Origin of the sequence: Erythrobacter sp. NFXS35 (genome assembly GCF_040148725.1) — a bacterium.
Classification (GTDB): domain Bacteria; phylum Pseudomonadota; class Alphaproteobacteria; order Sphingomonadales; family Sphingomonadaceae; genus Erythrobacter.
The window spans coordinates 486789-502607 of the sequence record NZ_JAGDEB010000001.1; the positions used below are offsets into that span (position 1 = coordinate 486789).

At 62.7% G+C, this 15819-nt stretch carries 20 protein-coding genes; 9 read left to right on the forward strand and 11 right to left on the reverse strand.

The features are described from left to right. Positions 1-75 precede the first annotated feature (75 nt). The 7 genes from J3454_RS02400 (at position 76) to J3454_RS02430 (ending at position 4890) form a co-directional block, all read left to right on the forward strand. Positions 76-555 (forward strand): RpiB/LacA/LacB family sugar-phosphate isomerase, encoded by a 480-nt coding sequence (locus J3454_RS02400; protein ID WP_349512160.1) that lies wholly within the window; start codon positions 76-78, stop codon positions 553-555. After that, the gene (gene glyA, locus J3454_RS02405; protein WP_349512161.1) at positions 552-1877 is read left to right on the forward strand and encodes a serine hydroxymethyltransferase; all 1326 of its coding nucleotides are present in this window, start codon (positions 552-554) and stop codon (positions 1875-1877) included. Before J3454_RS02400 ends, glyA begins: the two co-directional genes overlap by 4 nt. A 12-nt stretch (positions 1878-1889) precedes the next feature. Next, the gene (locus J3454_RS02410; RefSeq protein ID WP_349512162.1) at positions 1890-2108 is read left to right on the forward strand and encodes a hypothetical protein; all 219 of its coding nucleotides are present in this window, start codon (positions 1890-1892) and stop codon (positions 2106-2108) included. An 8-nt stretch (positions 2109-2116) separates the two neighbouring features. Beyond that, entirely contained in the window at positions 2117-2593 is a 477-nt protein-coding gene (nrdR, locus tag J3454_RS02415) for a transcriptional regulator NrdR (RefSeq protein WP_349512163.1), read from the forward strand. 7 nt (positions 2594-2600) lie between these two features. Beyond that, on the forward strand, positions 2601-3347 hold the full coding sequence (locus J3454_RS02420; RefSeq protein WP_349512164.1) for an RNA methyltransferase: 747 nt from the start codon (positions 2601-2603) through the stop codon (positions 3345-3347). Positions 3348-3528: 181 nt separating this feature from the next. After that, the gene (gene rpsD / locus J3454_RS02425; protein WP_349512165.1) at positions 3529-4143 is read left to right on the forward strand and encodes a 30S ribosomal protein S4; all 615 of its coding nucleotides are present in this window, start codon (positions 3529-3531) and stop codon (positions 4141-4143) included. Between the two features lie 111 nt (positions 4144-4254). Continuing rightward, positions 4255-4890 (forward strand): NAD(P)H-dependent oxidoreductase, encoded by a 636-nt coding sequence (locus tag J3454_RS02430; protein ID WP_349512166.1) that lies wholly within the window; start codon positions 4255-4257, stop codon positions 4888-4890. Here the strand turns inward: J3454_RS02430 and J3454_RS02435 are convergent. The 11 genes from J3454_RS02435 to J3454_RS02485 all read right to left on the reverse strand — a co-directional run bounded on the left by J3454_RS02435 (position 4887) and on the right by J3454_RS02485 (position 14626). Further along, the gene (locus tag J3454_RS02435; protein ID WP_349512167.1) at positions 4887-5198 is read right to left on the reverse strand and encodes a chorismate mutase; all 312 of its coding nucleotides are present in this window, start codon (positions 5196-5198) and stop codon (positions 4887-4889) included. The two genes, J3454_RS02430 and J3454_RS02435, sit on opposite strands and share 4 nt — an antisense overlap. Positions 5199-5258: 60 nt before the next feature. Beyond that, on the reverse strand, positions 5259-7283 hold the full coding sequence (locus J3454_RS02440; RefSeq protein WP_349512168.1) for an alpha/beta hydrolase family protein: 2025 nt from the start codon (positions 7281-7283) through the stop codon (positions 5259-5261). A 51-nt stretch (positions 7284-7334) separates the two neighbouring features. Then, entirely contained in the window at positions 7335-8471 is a 1137-nt protein-coding gene (gene tgt / locus J3454_RS02445) for a tRNA guanosine(34) transglycosylase Tgt (protein WP_349512169.1), read from the reverse strand. 113 nt (positions 8472-8584) lie between these two features. Beyond that, complete coding sequence (locus tag J3454_RS02450; RefSeq protein ID WP_349512170.1) at positions 8585-9109, reverse strand: outer membrane protein; 525 nt, start codon at positions 9107-9109, stop codon at positions 8585-8587. 166 nt (positions 9110-9275) lie between these two features. After that, entirely contained in the window at positions 9276-10046 is a 771-nt protein-coding gene (locus tag J3454_RS02455; RefSeq protein ID WP_349512171.1) for an ABC transporter permease, read from the reverse strand. Beyond that, positions 10043-10984 carry an ABC transporter ATP-binding protein gene (locus J3454_RS02460; protein ID WP_349512172.1) on the reverse strand — a complete coding sequence of 314 codons (942 nt, stop codon included), beginning with the start codon at positions 10982-10984 and terminating at the stop codon, positions 10043-10045. Before J3454_RS02460 ends, J3454_RS02455 begins: the two co-directional genes overlap by 4 nt. 11 nt (positions 10985-10995) lie before the next feature. Further along, on the reverse strand, positions 10996-12033 hold the full coding sequence (gene queA / locus J3454_RS02465) for a tRNA preQ1(34) S-adenosylmethionine ribosyltransferase-isomerase QueA (RefSeq protein ID WP_349512173.1): 1038 nt from the start codon (positions 12031-12033) through the stop codon (positions 10996-10998). 42 nt (positions 12034-12075) lie between these two features. Continuing rightward, the gene (locus tag J3454_RS02470; protein ID WP_502878558.1) at positions 12076-12819 is read right to left on the reverse strand and encodes a peptidylprolyl isomerase; all 744 of its coding nucleotides are present in this window, start codon (positions 12817-12819) and stop codon (positions 12076-12078) included. A gap of 82 nt (positions 12820-12901) precedes the next feature. Further along, entirely contained in the window at positions 12902-13414 is a 513-nt protein-coding gene (coaD, locus tag J3454_RS02475) for a pantetheine-phosphate adenylyltransferase (RefSeq protein WP_349512175.1), read from the reverse strand. Between the two features lie 26 nt (positions 13415-13440). Continuing rightward, positions 13441-14328 (reverse strand): polyprenyl synthetase family protein, encoded by an 888-nt coding sequence (locus J3454_RS02480; protein ID WP_349512176.1) that lies wholly within the window; start codon positions 14326-14328, stop codon positions 13441-13443. Positions 14329-14356: 28 nt separating this feature from the next. Next, complete coding sequence (locus J3454_RS02485; protein ID WP_349512177.1) at positions 14357-14626, reverse strand: exodeoxyribonuclease VII small subunit; 270 nt, start codon at positions 14624-14626, stop codon at positions 14357-14359. Between the two features lie 83 nt (positions 14627-14709). Here J3454_RS02485 and J3454_RS02490 point away from each other — a divergent pair, with 83 nt between their 5' ends. Together J3454_RS02490 and J3454_RS02495 are read left to right on the forward strand one after the other, a co-directional pair. Then, entirely contained in the window at positions 14710-15129 is a 420-nt protein-coding gene (locus tag J3454_RS02490) for a DUF2177 family protein (protein WP_349512178.1), read from the forward strand. A gap of 1 nt (position 15130) precedes the next feature. After that, positions 15131-15805, forward strand: a complete 675-nt coding sequence (locus tag J3454_RS02495) for a hypothetical protein (RefSeq protein WP_349512179.1) — start codon at positions 15131-15133, stop codon at positions 15803-15805. Positions 15806-15819 lie beyond the last annotated feature (14 nt).

Sequence of the window (15819 nt, forward strand, 5' to 3'; positions counted from 1 at the left end):
CAAAACCGGCGCTGACCGTCGAAAAGCCCATCCTACGGGGTGGAGAATCTCGTTCCCAGCGACTATGGCGAACCCATGCGCATAGCAATTGCATCCGATCACGCCGCGACCGAGCTGAAGGCCGAACTGGCCGAATGGCTCATCGAAGAAGGCCATGACGTCGCCGATCTCGGCCCTGAGCCGGGGGTGAGCGTCGATTACCCTGATTACGGCTACCGTCTGGCCGAGATCATTGCCGAGGGCACGGTCGAATTCGGCGTCGCCCTGTGCGGCAGCGGGATCGGCATTTCGATGAGCGTCAACCGCCACCCGCAGGTGCGTTGCGCGCTCGTTTCCGAACCGCTTTCCGCTGCGCTCGCCCGTGAACATAATGATGCCAACTGCATCGCAATGGGCGCGCGTCTCGTAGGTATCGAAATGGCCAAGAGCTGCGTCGCCACGTTCCTGGACACCGAATTCGCCGATGCCGGCGATCCTGCCGGGCGCCACCAGCGCCGGGTGGGCAAGCTCGGCAAGCCCCCGTTTCTGCCCGATCATATCGAGACCCATCAATGAGCACAGCCCCGATTGATTTCGCCGCCCGCAGTTCCGCCGCCCCGATGGACGGGTTCTGGAACGATGACTTGGCCCACGCCGATCCCGAAATTGCAGCGGCAGTCACCAAGGAACTGGCTCGTCAGCGTGACAAGATCGAACTGATCGCATCCGAAAACATCGCGAGCCGCGCCGTGCTCGAAGCGGCGGGCAGCGTGTTCACCAACAAATATGCCGAAGGCTATCCTGGCAAGCGGTACTATGGCGGCTGCGAATATGCCGATGTGATCGAAACACTGGCAATCGACCGTGCCAAGCAATTGTTCGGCTGCAATTTCGCCAATGTGCAGCCTAACAGCGGCAGCCAGATGAACCAGGCCGTGTTCCTCGCCCTGCTCAATCCGGGCGACACCTTCATGGGGCTCGATCTGAACTCCGGCGGACATCTCACCCACGGATCGCCTGTTAATATGAGCGGCAAGTGGTTCAATGTCGTATCTTACGGCGTGAGCCGCGACACTGAGACTATCGACATGGACGAGGTCGCCGCCAAGGCGCGCGAAAGTAAGCCGAAGATCATCATTTGCGGCGGCACCGCCTATTCGCGCCTTTGGGATTTCCCGGCTTTCCGTGCCATCGCAGACGAAGTGGGCGCGATTTTGCTGTGCGACATGAGCCACATCTCAGGCCTCGTTGCCGGCGGCGCGCACCCCTCGCCCTTCCCTCATTGCGACATCGTCACTTCGACCACGCATAAATCGCTGCGCGGTCCGCGGTCGGGGATCATCCTATGGAACAATGAGAAGTTCACCAAGCCTTTGAACATGGCGGTTTTCCCCGGCCTTCAGGGTGGTCCGCTGATGCACATTGTCGCGGCCAAGGCGGTCGCGTTCCGGGAGGCGCTGGCCCCGGAATTCAAGACTTACGCCCACCGTATTGTCGAAAACGCCCGCGCACTCGCCGCCAGCCTTGAGGAAAACGGCTTGCGGATCGTTTCGGGCGGCACCGATAACCACTCGATGCTGGTCGATCTCACCGCGAAGGATGTAACCGGCAAGGACGCCGAAAAGGGTCTCGACCGGGCATGGCTCACTTGCAACAAGAACGGCATTCCGTTCGATACCCGCTCGCCCTTCGTCACCAGCGGCATCCGGCTCGGCACGCCTGCAGGAACGACCCGCGGTTTCGGTGCACAGGAGTTCCGCATCATCGGCAAACTCATCGCCGAAGTCGTTGATGGGCTTTCGAAAAATGGCCCTGAAGGCGACGCGCAGGTCGAGGAAAGCGTGCGCGCGCGGGTTTCGGAACTTTGCGCAGCCTTTCCCGTCTATCCCGGACTGTAAGGACACGATGCGATGAACGATCAGGAACCCCGCCAGACCCCGGAATGGGTCGAAGATGCCAAGGCCGAGATTTCTGCCATGGCGAAGGAAGGGGTAAACCATCCCTCGACCAAGCCGGTTCTGATCGGCACAGGGATCGGCGCGCTGGCTGGTGCATTCATCATCGGTGGCCCGATCCTTGGCGGACTGGCCGGAGCAGGCCTTGCGCTCTATCAGCGGATCAGGAAGTAACCCTTTGAATGCGCTGCCCCTTTTGCGCCCACGACGATACCCAGGTCAAGGATAGCCGCCCGACCGAGGACAATGCCTCGATCCGGCGGCGTCGCCAGTGCTCGTCCTGCGGCGCGCGCTTCACGACCTTCGAGCGTGTGCAATTGCGCGAGGTTGTGGTGGTCAAATCCGGAGCCGACGGAGGACCAGGACGCCGCGAACCGTTCGAACGCTCCAAGCTGGAACAATCGGTGGCACTCGCCTGCCGCAAACGGGCAATCGAGCAGGAACGGCTCGACCAGCTGATATCGGGCATTCAGCGCCAAGTTGAAACCTCGGGCGAGCCGGAGGTCCCATCCTCCCGCATCGGCGAACTGGTGATGGATGGTCTTCGCCAGATCGATTCGGTAGCCTATATCCGTTTCGCCAGCGTCTACCGCGATTTTTCCGAGGCGCGCGACTTCGAGGAATTTGCCAGCACCGTTCAGCAAGCGGCGAAAGAATAACCGCGAAATGGGCGACCTCAACAAGCCGGTCATCGTGCTGGTGCGTCCGCAACTGGGCGAGAACATCGGCAAGGCGGCGCGCGCGATGCTTAATTTTGGGTTGACCGAGATGCGGTTGGTCGCCCCGCGCGATGGCTGGCCCAACCCCTCTGCCGGCCCTGCTGCGGCGGGAGCCGATATCGTGCTCGAACAGGCGCGCATTTACGACACGACTGCCGAAGCTGTGGCCGACTGCGCGCATGTCCACGCCACCACCGTGCGCAAGCGGGGTGTGACGAAGCCGGTGATCGGTGCCGACGAGGCCGGACGACAGGTGCACACGCTGACCGGGCGCCACGCGATCATCTTCGGTCCCGAACGTTCCGGACTTGAAACCGAGGACGTCGCGCTAGCTCGCAATATCCTGACGGTCCCGATCAATCCCGAATTCGGATCGCTGAACCTGGCGCAGGCTGTAATTCTGGTGGCCTATGAATGGTCGCGTATTGGGCGCGAAATCGCGGATGCCGGCTGCGCGCTGGTGCAGCCCACGGTCGAGGACGTGCTGCCCCCCGCCCCGCAGGAGGAGCTTGACGGGCTGATCGCACACCTCGAGACGATGCTGAAGCCGCGCGGCTATTTCCTGCCTGAAGGGCGCGCCGAGGCGACTCGCCGGACGTTGCGCGGCGTGCTGACGAAGCCGGGCTGGAACCATTTTGAAGTGCGCACCCTGCGCGGTGTTCTCACCACACTGGGCCGCAAGATTCGCGACTGACCCTTCCGTGCTGGCAGCAATGCTTGACCTTGCGCCCCGTCCTGCTATGCGCGCGCCTTCGCAATTGGCCCTGCACCCCGGTGAAGCAGTGGCCGCATCAGGCATATCGGTCTGGTGGTGCGATGCCGGGTTCAATGGCTGCCCAAAGGGGGCGGTCCAGCAGATATGAAGGACACGACTTATGTCGAAGCGCAAAAGCGCCAAGTACAAGCTTGACCGGCGGATGGGCGAAAACATCTGGGGTCGCCCGAATTCCCCAGTGAACAAGCGTTCCTACGGCCCTGGTCAGCACGGTCAACGCCGCAAGGGCAAGATGAGCGACTTCGGCCTGCAGCTGCGGGCCAAGCAGAAGCTCAAGGGCTATTACGGCGACGTCACCGAAAAGCAGTTCAAGCGCACTTATGCCGAAGCATCGCGCATGAAGGGCGATACCAGCCAGAACCTGATCGGCCTGCTCGAGCGTCGACTCGACATGGTGGTCTACCGCGCCAAGTTCGCGCCGACGGTTTGGTCTGCACGCCAGCTTGTCAGCCACGGTCACATCTATGTGAACGGCGTGAAGTGCAACATCGCCTCGCGCCGGATCGATATCGGCGATGTCATCAGCCTCGGCAGCAAAGCCAAGGAAATGGCGCTGGTGATCGAAGCGCAGAGCCTGGCCGAGCGTGACATTCCCGATTACGTCGCGCCCGACGGCAACGAAAAGGTGCAGTTCACCCGCGTGCCGAAGCTCGACGAAGTGCCCTATCCGGTGACGATGGAACCGAATCTGGTGGTGGAATTCTACTCGCGCTGATCCGGTTTTCAGCGATGGACATACCAAAGGGCGGCCTTGCGGGGCCGCCCTTTATCTTTTGTGCCTCGCAATGCGATTGACCGGCTAGCGAAGGCGTGGGGGTGACGGGCGATGAATGTGCTGCTGATTGACGGGCACCCTGACGAGGGGCGCTATTGCTCGTTCCTGATGGAAGAATACCGAGTCGCGCTGCCTGCACACGCCAAAATTACTGCGGTGGCCTTGCGCGATCTGCGGTTCGACCCCAACCTCGCCCACGGCTATCGCCAGCGCACTGAATGGGAGCCAGATCTGCTCCAACTGGCCGAGGCGCTGGATGCCTGCGATCACCTCGCTCTCGCCTTTCCGATGTGGTGGGGAGCGGAACCGGCGATGCTCAAAGGCCTGCTCGACCGGCTGTTCCTGCCCGGCTTCACCTTTGCCTATCACGATCAGGATACCTTCTGGGATCGCAACATGGCAGGGCGCTCCGCCGATGTGATTATCACAATGGACACGCCGCCGTTCTTTCTATGGCTTGTCTACGGCAATGCCGTGATCCGCCGCTGGAAGGGGCAGGTGCTGGGCTTTGTCGGCTTCAAACCGGTGCGCATTCTGCCGCTGGGTCAGGTCAAGTTCGGCGGGGCGGAGAAGCATGCCGCGAAATGGACCGGCAAGGTGAGGCGGCTGGCGCAAACCATTCGGCAGGCAGAACCGGCAAAAAAGGAACCAAGGTTGGAGCGATTCCTGAACCGCAAGAAACCTTAGCCTTTTACTCGGTCCCACTCGCCGAACTCATACGCGATCGAGCCTTCGACGAGCCGTTCCCAGATATCGCCCACCACATCGCCGGGGATGCCATGCGCCTCTGCCTCGGCGACTGCAGCTGCGATCACGCTGGTCTTGCGCGCTTCGTCGCGAACAGCCTCACGGCTTTTTTTGATCCGGGCAGCGGCACGCATGTAGCCAAAGCGGGTCGCGAGCAAAGCAATCAGTTCACGGTCGAGCGCATCGACCCCGACGCGCACTTCAACCATCGTGGTGCAGTCAGCCGGGCTAAGGGGAATATCGGTCATCCTTGCGGCCCTAGGCGGTACGGGACGGATTTGTCGAGTGCCTTCCAGCGTCAGATCGCGTTACCCACCGCGCCCCAGCGACTCGTCAAGAAAGCGGCCGATGGTGGTGAGCATATCGGTGCGCGCCTTGCTGTCGCCCAGGCCGTGCTGGAGGTCTTCGTATTCATGGTAGATGACAGGCTTGCCAGAATCCTTCAGCGCTTTTTCCATCGCCCGTGCATGGCGGACGTCGACGTTGAGATCGCGGGTACCGTGGAACAGCGCGACCGGTGCAGCGAACTTATCAGCATGGCGGCGCGGGCTGCCCGCCTCGACATGCGACCCCTGCCCGACAAAATCGCGCACCAGACGAAAGCTGGTATAGCCGCGCTTGTCGTCGGCCAGATAGGCGAGATCGGTGACCGGTGCGATCGCCACCACCGCCTTGAACAGCGACGGATCGAGCACCTGCGATTGCAGCGCGGCATAGCCGCCATAGGACCACCCGGCGATGGCCAACTGGTCAGGTCGGGCGATGCCTTCGCTCACCAGCCAGCGCCCCGCGTCGTTGACATCGCCGATCGCCACGTCCCACGCCTTGAACCCGTTGCGGCCATACCAATCCGCGCCGTAGCCCGATGAACCGCGGTAATTGGGCTGCAGCACCGCGAACCCGCGCGCGGTGAAGAACTGCACAAGCCAATCGAACCCCCATTCATCGCGCGCCGACGGTCCGCCGTGCGGCATGACGATAGCCGGCAGGTTCTTGCCGTCCGATCCCGGTGGCAGTGTGAGGTAGCCCGGGATCTGCGTCCCGTCCGCAGCCGGATAGGTCACCGGCTGCATCCGGCCCAACGGCCTCTCGCCGATTTCGGCGCGCACCGGCAAGACCGGTTCGAGCGTGCGCTTGCCCTTGTCGAACAGGTAGACCTGCCCCGGCTGGGTATCGCTCGATGCGATCAGCAGCAATTGCTGTTCGTCACCGCTGGCCCCGACGATGTTGATCATCGGCTGATTAGGCAAAGCCTTGCCAAGATCGCTTGCCAGCTTGTTCAGTTCGGGACTGAAATAGGCGATGGTGCGCTTTTCAGTGGCGTAACTCGCGCCCACGACGCGGCGCTTGCGCCCGATGCGGATCAGGGCATCGACATCGACATCTTCGCGCGCCATCAGCACTTTGCCGGCGCCGCTTCCGTCCAGCACGAACTCCGCGATCGCATCATAGCCGCCGATGTTCACGAAACCGACCGCAATATTGCGGCTGCTCTCCACGGACAGCGGCGAAAACCAGGGAACGGGCTTGTCCGCGATGGTCAGATTGTCGAGCGCTGTCCAACGGCTGCTGTCCGGAGTCCGAAAGAAGTAATCATAGTCACCGGTCAGCCGCCCGCTCGAATCGTAGCGCGCCCGCACCTTGATTCTGATCTGTCCGAACTCGTCAGCGACATAGCGCTGCGCAGCCGGATCGGCCCGTTCCTGCGCCCGCCGCTTGCCGGAGGTGGCGTCGACTAGATCGACCGCCAGCCCGTTGTCGCGTTCCGCGATGCGGGTGCCGGTCGACGATTCCTCGACCGCCTCGCGCGACATCAGGATCTGTCCCTGTTCGCCGCCTACGTCCAGCGCCAGCACATCCCCGCCCTGCTGCGCGAAGCCGAGCGCCCGCGGGGATTGGCGCTTACTCAACTCCTGCACATTGTCTCCATCGGCATCCAACGAGAACAACCGGTCGAACGGCAACAGGAACCCGTCGCCTCGCTGCGCCATCGCCGACACCTGACACACCAATCGCGTGTCGTTGGCCCATTCGCACCAATCAAGATCGGCGCTTATCTCCGAATTGACGAGGATCCGCTTGATCTCGGCATCGCCTGCCAGGTCGATCACGTTGAGCATTTCGGTATGCTCCGGCCCGGCGGCAACGAAAGCGATCTTCGTACCCGACGGCGAAAGCGAAATGTCGAGCACGGTCTCGCGCGCGCCGAACAGCGCTGCCACTGCTTCCACGTCGCCGTCCTGTGCCGCTGCCGAGGCAGCGCCGCCCGCGATACCGCAAAGCGCCATGCCAACGCACACCGCCAGCCTGCTTACCTCGGTTCGGATTTTCATATTTGCGCCCCTGTTCACCAGATCAGCAGGCTAACCCATACCGCTCGTCGATCAAGGCCCTTGGTGCAGGTAATCGCGGCGGAAGTCGCTGGCAAAGCTGGCGAAGGCTCCTGCCGCAATCGCATCGCGCATCGCCTGCATCAGCGCCTGATAGAAGCAGAGGTTATGCTCGGTCACCAGCATCGCTCCGAGGATCTCGCCGGATTTGACGAGGTGGTGGATATAGGCGCGGGAATAGGTCGAACACACCGGACATGCGCAGCGTTCATCGAGCGGTCCGGTGTCCTCGGCAAAGCGCGCATTGCGCAGGTTCAGCGGTCCGTTCCAGGTGAAGGCCTGCCCATTGCGGCCCGAACGGGTCGGCAGTACGCAATCGAACATGTCGATCCCGCGCTCGACTGCGCCCACAAGGTCATCCGGCTTGCCCACGCCCATCAGGTAACGCGGGCGATCTTCGGGGAGCATGGCGGGCGCATAGTCGAGCACGCAGAACATCGCCTCCTGCCCTTCCCCCACTGCCAAGCCGCCGACGGCATAGCCATCGAAGCCGATCTGGGTCAGCGCGTCGGCGCTGATCCGCCGCAGGTCTTCGTGCAGCGCGCCCTGCTGGATGCCGAACAGCGCGGCGCTCTCCGCGTGTTCTTCGCCCGCGTCGAAGCCGTCGCGGCTACGTTTGGCCCAGCGCATCGATAGTTCCATGCTAGCGGCGATTTCATCCTTCGGGCGGTCGGCGCGGGGGCATTCGTCGAACGCCATGACGATGTCGGAGCCAAGCAATTGCTGGATTTCCATCGATCGTTCGGGGGTCAGCATATGCTTTGACCCGTCAAGGTGGCTGCGAAACTCCACCCCTTCTTCGGTCAGCTTGCGCAGTTCGGACAGGCTCATCACCTGATACCCGCCGGAATCGGTGAGGATCGGGCGCTGCCAATTCATGAACTTGTGCAACCCGCCAAGCCGCGCCACCCGCTCCGCGCCGGGACGCAGCATCAGGTGGTAGGTATTGCCAAGGATGATGTCGGCGCCCGTCTGGCGCACGCTTTCAGGCTTCATCGCCTTCACTGTGGCGGCGGTACCGACCGGCATAAAGGCAGGTGTGCGAATGTCCCCGCGGCGCATGGCGATGGTGCCGGTGCGCGCCTTGCCGTCGCGCGCGTGGAGAGTGAAGGAGAAGCGGGTTCTGGTCATTGCGCTCGCCCGCTAGCGCCGCAGCGTGCCGATGTCACGTCCGGGCGTCCGTGCAAGAAAAAGGCAGGAGCAACGCGGGGCTGCTCCTGCCTGATCGTGACGGCTATCAGGTGTCAGAAACCGAACAGCACACCCACGGTTGCGCGGGTGGTGTCGAACGCGATGGTATCGAGCCCGGCACGGAAGCGGATCGGGCTGTCGCCCAGACCAAATTCGACGCCCGCACCGACAAGGTAATCGCCGTCGCTGGTGTCGAAACCGGCGGGCGGATTGATGCCGAACAGGTTACCTACATCGAGATCGACTTCCTGATAGCCACCGCGGACGAACAGCTTGGCCGAGTCGCCAACACGCACACCGGCGCGGGCGGCAAGGCCGTATTCGTTATCGATCGCGCCGCTCCCGAAGTGGTAGTTCCCTTCAGCGCCCACGAAAAAGGTCTCGCCAACCGGAAAATCGACGCCGGCGACGACGCCGTAAATCGTGCCATCATCATCCGGGATGCCAAGCTCCAGATCGTGAATACCGGCGGACGCGCCGACATAGACTTCCGGAGCTTCGTTGGACTGCGCGTGGGCAGCGGCCGGAAGTGCCATCGCGCCCATCGCAACGATCGTAGTGATTGCGAATTTCCTCATGCGTTTGTATCCTTGTTTTTTCTTGCCTGCCACAGGGGGTGCGGCGGTGCGCAAGCCACTAGGATTCAGTGACTTTCTGTTTGATGAACAGGGCGACCAGTGGCGGTTCAGATCAGACAGACGACGTTTGCGGTTCGATCGAAGGCGCTCGCAGACCGGTTCGGCGTTACTCGCGCAGTCGCCACCCTGTACGGAAGATCACGGCAATGATGGCGACGCACAGCGCGAGAAAGCCGAGTGTCAGGCCGAGTGACACGCCAATCGGCACATCGGCAGTGCCATAGAAGGTCCAGCGCAGCCCGCTCACCAGAAACGCGATAGGGTTGGCCAGCGCCACCGCATCCCACGGCGCCGGCAGATCGCGGATCGAATAGAAGGTGCCGCCCAGAAACGTGAGTGGGGTAAGGATCAGGAGCGGAATAATTCCCAACTTCTCGAACGAATCGGCCCAGATGCCGAGGATAAAGCCGAACAGCGCAAAACTGGATGCCACCAGCATGATGTAGAACGCGGCGAGCAGCGGATAGCGGATTTCGTAATCGACAAACAATGTCGCTGTAGCAAGGATGATCGCCGCCAATATCAGACCCTTGGTCATCGCTGCGCCGACGAACCCGGCGAGCGTTTCGGCCACACCGACAGGCGCGGACAGCAATTCGTAAATCGTGCCGGTGAAGCGCGGCATGTAGATGCCGAAGCTGGCATTGCTGGTGGTTTCGCCCAGCAGCGTCAGCATCAGCAGGCCGGGGATGATGAATGCGCCATAAGGCACCCCGCCGATCGGCTCCATCCGCGCGCCGATCACCGATCCGAACACCACGAAATAGAGCGACGTGGTCAGCACCGGCGAAAGGATCGACTGGAACGCCGTGCGGAAGGCGCGGCTCATTTCGCGGCGGTAGATCGCATAGGCGCTGCGGACATTAAAATGCGTCACGCGGCCCGTCCTTCGCCCAGCAGCCCTACGAATATGTCCTCCAGCGAGGAATCGTGGATATCGAGGCTGAGGTAATCGATTCCCGCACGGGTCAGCGACTGCGCCAGCTGCGCCACCTCTGCCCGGCCCCCGCCCTGCCCGTTCCCGCCGCGATAGGTCAGGCAAGTCCCGCCGGCATCCAACTCGACCGGAAAACCAGCGATTTCGGGCGGGAGTGCGCGCAGCGGCGCGGCGAGCGCGATCACCGCTTCGGTGGTGCCCAACCGCTCCATCATCGCCCTTTTTTCATCGACCATCAGAATGCGCCCGCCCTGAATGATGCCGACCCGGTCAGCCATCTCCTCGGCTTCCTCGATGTAATGCGTGGTGAGGATGATGGTGACGCCCCGTTCCTTCAGCGCGGCGATCTGCTGCCACATGCTCTTCCTGAGTTCCACGTCCACGCCTGCGGTGGGCTCATCCAGGAACAGCAATTCGGGATCGTGCGCCAGTGCCTTGGCGATCAGCACGCGGCGCTTCATGCCGCCCGATAGCGCGCGGATCTGGGTATCGCGCTTATCCCACAGCGACAGGCTTTTGAGGATATCCTCGATCCTTGCGGCATCGCTCGGTTTTCCGAACAGTCCTCGCGAATAGGAGACCGCACGCCACACGGTCTCGAACATGTCGGTGGCAAGTTCCTGCGGCACCAGCCCGATCCGCGCCCGCGCCCGCCGCCAATCGCGCGCAAGATCGTGGCCGAAGGCGGTCATTGTCCCGCCGGTGGGCCGCACCAGCCCGCACACCGCGCCGATCAGCGTGGTCTTGCCCGCGCCGTTGGGGCCAAGCAGCGCGAAAATCTCGCCCGGGCGAATCGACAGGTCGACATTGTCGAGCGCCCGAACACCGCCCTTGTAGACCTTGGACAGGCCGCTGATTTCGAGAATGGATTCGGGCATACCTCAATGAGCTAGGGCAGCAGCAACGAGGAGTCACCATAGGAATAGAAGCGATATTCATTGGTGATGGCATGAGCATAGGCCGCCAGCATGCGATCGCGCCCCATCAGCGCGCTGACCAGCATCATCAGCGTCGATTTGGGCAGGTGGAAATTGGTCATCAACCCATTCACCGCCCTGATGCGGTATCCCGGCGTGATGAAAATATCGGTGTCCCCGGCGAATGGCAGAATCGTGCCGTCCTCGGCCGCTGCGCTTTCGAGCAGCCTCAGCGACGTGGTGCCGACCGCGATGATCCGGCCTCCGGCAGCGCGGGCATCGTTCAGTTGCCGCGCGGTGTCTTCGGGGATGCGGCCGAACTCGGCGTGCATCCGGTGGTCGTCGGTATCGTCGGCCTTCACTGGAAGAAAGGTCCCCGCACCGACATGCAGCGTCAGCATCGCCCGCCCGATCCCGGCAGCATCGATCGCATCGACCAGCCTTCGGGTGAAATGCAGCGAGGCAGTTGGTGCGGCGACTGCGCCTTCCTCGCGCGCGAACATGGTCTGATAGTCTTCCAGATCCTGCGCATCGACCCCGCGTTTGGAGGCGATATAGGGTGGCAGCGGCATGGTGCCCGCCCGGTCGAGCAACACCTCGACCGGCTCCTCGCCTGCGAAGAACAGCGTCATCGAGCCATCGGCGTGGCGCGCTTCGGCGATGGCGGTGACGCCGCCGCCAAATACCAGCGTGTCTCCTTCCTTCACCCGCTTGGCATTGCGGATGAAGGCCTGCCAGCGCCGCAGATCGATCCGCTTGTGCAGCGTCGCGCTGATCTTCGCCTCACCGTCTGCACGGCGGCCTTCGAGCTGTGCGGGGATCACGCGGGTATCGTTGAACACCAGCACGTCGCCCCGGTTGAGAAGGTCTGGCAGGTCGCGAACGCCCCGATCCTCGAACGGCGCATCAGCCCCGCGCACCACCAGCATCCGCGCTGCATCACGCGGTCGCACAGGACGCAAGGCAATGCGCTCGGGCGGAAGCTCGAAATCGAACAGGTCAACTTTCATGGGCAGCGCGACTAGCGCGGCGCGGCATCCACGAAAAGCATTTTAGCTCAGCGGGCTGCTCAACATATCGGCGGTGATCGGCGTATTGTCGACCGGAGCAGCCGGCGGAGGCGGCGGCGGGACGTTGTCGCTCGCCAGCGAGGCTTGCACGATATAGGTCGGATCGGCGGGCGGCTCGCCGCGATTGATCGCGTCGACCGCGTCCATGTTCTCGATTACTCGACCAAAATTGGTGTAATTCTTGTCGAGACTGAAACGCGGATAGAACACGATGAAGAACTGGCTGTTGGCGCTGTCTTCCTCGCTAGCGCGGGCCATCGACACCGTGCCGCGCACATGTGGCATCGGGTTGAACTCTGCCTCCAGATCGGGCAGGTCTGACGCGCCCTGACCGGTGCCGGTGGGATCGCCGCCCTGCGCCATGAAGCCTTCGATCACGCGGTGGAAGATCACGCCGCTGTAAAAGCCGTCGCGGGTCAGCGTCTTGATGCGTTCAACATGGGCGGGCGCCCAGTCGGCCATCAACCGGATCTTGACCCGTTCGCCGTTCGACAGATCGAGCACCCAGACATTCTCGGGTTCCACGGCAGGATCATAATTGATCGGGCCAAAGCTGCGCGGCGCAGCGACGGCTGCTTCATCTTGGTCCTCGTCGTCCGTGTCGACGTTATCGCCGAAAGCGACCGGGGGCGTGTCATCGCGCTGTGGTTGCGCCAGCGCAGGATGCGCCGATGCAAGCAGGAAAAGCGCGCCAAGGGCGGTAGGGAGCGTGGCTTTGATCATCATTTCTTCCGTAGCAGACGCGCCGTGTAGCCATGCCCGGCTGACACTTCAATGAATGAAGCGACGCGCTGTCGACAACCCGCGCTCAATAATCGCCCTTCAAGCCCTGTTCGCGAACCCGCGCCTCGACCTCGCCGCAGACAGGAGCGCTGACAAAGCGCGCGATATCGCCGCCATATTGCGCAATTTCCTTGACCAGCTTGGACGCAATCGGCTGCAATGATACATCCGCCATCAGGAACACGGTTTCGATATCGTCGTCCAGCTGTTGGTTCATGCCCGCCATCTGATATTCGTATTCGAAATCGGCGACAGCCCGCAGTCCGCGGATGATGACGCTGGCGCCCTGTTTCTGCGCGAACTTCACCAGCAGCGCGTTGAACCCCACCACTTCGACATTGCCGAGACCCATATTGGCAACCTCGCGTTCGACCATGCGAAAGCGCTCCTCGGTCGAGAACATCGGGTTCTTAGAAGGATTCGTGGTGACCCCGATAATCAGCCAGTCGACTAGCTTGGACCCGCGCCGGATGATGTCGGCGTGGCCCAAGGTGATCGGATCGAAAGTTCCGGGATAGATCCCGACGCGGCGTGTCATCGCGGTTGTCCTTGTAGCTTGGGGAATTACCGATCCCGCTCGACAATATATCGGGCGAGCGCGCGCAGGATGTCGGCTTCGGGGCCATAGGAGGCGAGCCGCAGCACCGCCTGATCCACCAGCGCACGCGCCTGTTCGCGCGCCTTGTCGGCGCCCATCAAGGTGACGAAGGTCTGTTTGCCCTGCTCGTCGTCCTTGCGCAGCGCTTTGCCTGCCTTTTCCTCGTCACCCACCACGTCGAGCAGATCATCGGCGATCTGGAACGCGAGGCCGATGTCGCGGGCATAAGCACGCAGGTGCGCCCGCCCCTGCGGCGCCACCCGGCCGAGGACTGCGCCCATTTCGACACTGGCGGCAAGCAGTGCCCCGGTTTTCAGCTGTTGCAGCCTTGTGATGGTGTGGAGGTCATAGATCACACCTTCCTCGTCGGCGACCATGTCCATCATCTGCCCGCCGGCCATGCCATGCATGCCCGAAGCCTTGCCGAGCGTGGCGATCAGTTCGGATCGCACGAATGGATCGGCGCTGGTCTCATCATCGGCCAGAACCTCGAACGCCAGCGCGTGCAGCGCGTCGCCTGCCAGAACCGCGGTCGCCTCGTCATAGACCTTGTGCAACGTCGGCTTGCCGTGGCGCAGATCGTCATTGTCCATGCAGGGCAGATCATCGTGGATCAGCGAATAGACATGGATCGCCTCGATCGCCGCGCCCGCACGCAAGGCCGCATCGCGCGATACGCCGAACAGGCTGGCAGTGCAGCACACCAGCAAGGGCCGCACCCGCTTGCCCCCGCCAATCGCGGCATAGCGCATCGCTTCGACCAGACGCGCGCTGGTATCGTCCGGCACCGGCAATAGCGCATCGAACAGCGAATCAATATCGGCCTGAACGCTTGCGATCGCGTCGCTCAGCATACTGCCCCCCGTTTGCGCCAGCATCACGTCAGCTTTCCGCGTCGAACGGCTGGGTGGCCGCCGCGCGGCCATCGGCGCCGGTCACGATCTTCTCGATCCGTGCCTGCGCCGCATCGAGCCGCTGCTGGCACGCAAGCCGCAGCGCCTCGCCGCGTTCATACAGGCTGATCGATTGATCGAGCGGCACGTCGCCGCGTTCCAGTTGCTGCACGATCTGTTCGAGCGCGGCCAGCGCCTGCTCGAAGCTCATTTTCGAAATTTCCGGCTGTGCCGCCGGTGATGCTGTGCCCTCGTCCATGGTCATGAGCATTGACGAGGCAAGCCTGCCCGGTCAAGGCTGCCGGTCGTGGGCAGGGCGATGAAACAGGGAATTGCAGACAGATGTTGAAATGGATCATCGCCTACGTGACGGCGGCTGTCGCATTTGGTGTGCTGGATGCGATCTGGCTGCGCTGGGCGGCGGGCAACCTGTATCGCCCGGTGATCGGCGACATAATGGCCAAGGATTTCAACATGGCCGCAGCCGGGGTGTTCTACCTGATCTATCTCGCCGGGATGACGTGGTTCGCGATCAAGCCCGGCATAGAGAGCGGCACGGTTCAGGCTGCGGTGCTTAACGGCATACTGCTGGGTGCGCTGTGCTATGCCACCTTCGACCTTACATCGCAGGCTGTGTTCAAGGTGTGGGCGACCCATATCAGTGTTCTCGATATCCTCTGGGGCGCGTTCGCGACCGGCATGGCGAGCGGGATCGCAACTTACGTCGCCCTGCGGTTCGCCCCATCGGCTCTGCCCGCCTGACATGTTCATCGGTCATTTTGCCCCGGCGTTCGTCGCCGCTGCTGTCAGCCCGCGCAGCCCGCGCCTCGGCACGCTGTTCATCGCTGCACAGCTGGTCGACTGGGGGTTCTTCGCGCTGGCATTGATCGGGGTGGAGAGATTGCGAGTCGATCCGGGGGCGAGCGTGATGGTCCCGCTCGATCTCTATCACATGCCCTATACCCACAGCCTGATCGGCACCGGACTATGGGCGCTTGCCTGCCTGCTGGTGGTGGCGCTGGCGCAGCGCGACGTGTTCGCCGGCGTGCTGGCTGGTCTAGTGGTCGTCTCGCACTGGTTGCTGGACTGGCTGGTGCACGTGCCCGATCTGACCGTCGACGGCGATCCGCCCAAGCTGGGCTTGGGGTTGTGGAACTATCCTGCCATCGCGATGCCGTTGGAATTGTTGCTGGTGGGCGCCGCTTTCGCGTTCTATGTGCGCCGCACCCGCGGCCCGCTCGGCCCGCCGCTGGTATTGCTGTTGACGATGCTGCTCCTTCAGGCGGTCAACTGGTTTGGCCCTCATCCACAAGAGGCGGGCGCCCTCCTGTATCTTCAGGCGCTGCTGGCCTTTGCGATTCTGACTACGATCGCACTTTGGGTAGGGGAGAATCGCTGGTTCCAGAAACGCGGCGGCTTGGCCTTCGGCGAGCAGTGATTTAGGGGGCGAGC